2 protein-coding genes are annotated in these 1,030 nt (G+C 37.6%); both read left to right on the forward strand.

Going from position 1 to position 1,030, the window contains the following annotated elements:
* The first annotated feature begins 212 nt into the window (after window positions 1–212).
* Entirely contained in the window at window positions 213–533 is a 321-nt protein-coding gene (locus tag IQR33_RS26645) for a hypothetical protein (protein ID WP_025633960.1), read from the forward strand.
* Window positions 523–975 carry a hypothetical protein gene (locus IQR33_RS26650; protein WP_138058892.1) on the forward strand — a complete coding sequence of 151 codons (453 nt, stop codon included), beginning with the start codon at window positions 523–525 and terminating at the stop codon, window positions 973–975. Before IQR33_RS26645 ends, IQR33_RS26650 begins: the two co-directional genes overlap by 11 nt.
* Window positions 976–1,030 lie beyond the last annotated feature (55 nt).

Raw genomic sequence — 1,030 nt, forward strand, 5'->3', positions numbered from 1 at the left:
GTTAAAGCCAAGCTTGGTAATATAGTTAATGAGTTCACTATAGATACATCTGTGAATAATGAAATTCTCAATAAGCTTTCTGGACCAGTAAAAGACAAGTGCAAACAAGTAGACGAAAAAGTTAAACAAGAGGTTGACACTGATATGAATTTAGGAATTGGATTTTAAATTGTATATGCTGTAACCTATTATAAAACAACAGGAGGCTTCCTATGGTTGCTGCAATTGCTCTTCTTCCATTACTTGGTGTTATAGCGGCTATTTTTTGGGGGTTGAATATGTACTACACACTCGTTCCTAACTGGTTAATTCCAGTAGTGTGCGTCGTGGTAGTCGCCTCAATATTCCAAATTAAGGTGACATACAAAGAACTAAATGAATCGGAAATAGATAGTTTTATTGGGCGGTTCTTGTTCTCAATACATCGAACAGTTCGACAGTATATGAGAGCGGCATTTATGCCAGTTGTACCTGATTTTAGTTTTGTAAAACAAACCCTCAATATCATGACGAAACGAAAAGATGATGAATAAGAAATTAATGTTAGCTGTAATGTTGAGCGCCTCCCTTTTCGGTTGTGCTCAAAATGATAGTCTTGATCCAGTATTTGGTTTTACTGGTGAATATGGTGCTGGTGGTACAAGAATCCCTAATAATCCAGCATACTTAGTTGATCCTGGGTTAACTACTGAAACTGAACTATTTAAGATATTCGGTGAGCCCCAACTAACCCAAAGTTTCCCATGGGGTAGAGTAGTTACTTATAGATATTGGGAAAATAAAATTGGGTTGCCGATGTATGAAGAGTATGTTGACTTTGTTTTTAACGATAGAGGTTTCCTTGATAAGGTGGCAACCTATTCTCAAAGGGGCTCTAAGCGGGTTGAAACAAATCAATCCAAAATGATAGAGAGAGAAGAAGAGTGTCCAAGTCACTACACAGTGTGCCAGTCATACGAAAACTTCAGTCATTAGAATCCTCACTTCATGCGTTTGCTCACTCCTTAGAGCAAACGTACTTTAACGTTCA

The sequence above is a fragment of the Vibrio sp. OPT46 genome, from assembly GCF_015163535.1.
Taxonomy (GTDB): Bacteria; Pseudomonadota; Gammaproteobacteria; order Enterobacterales; family Vibrionaceae; genus Vibrio; species Vibrio alginolyticus.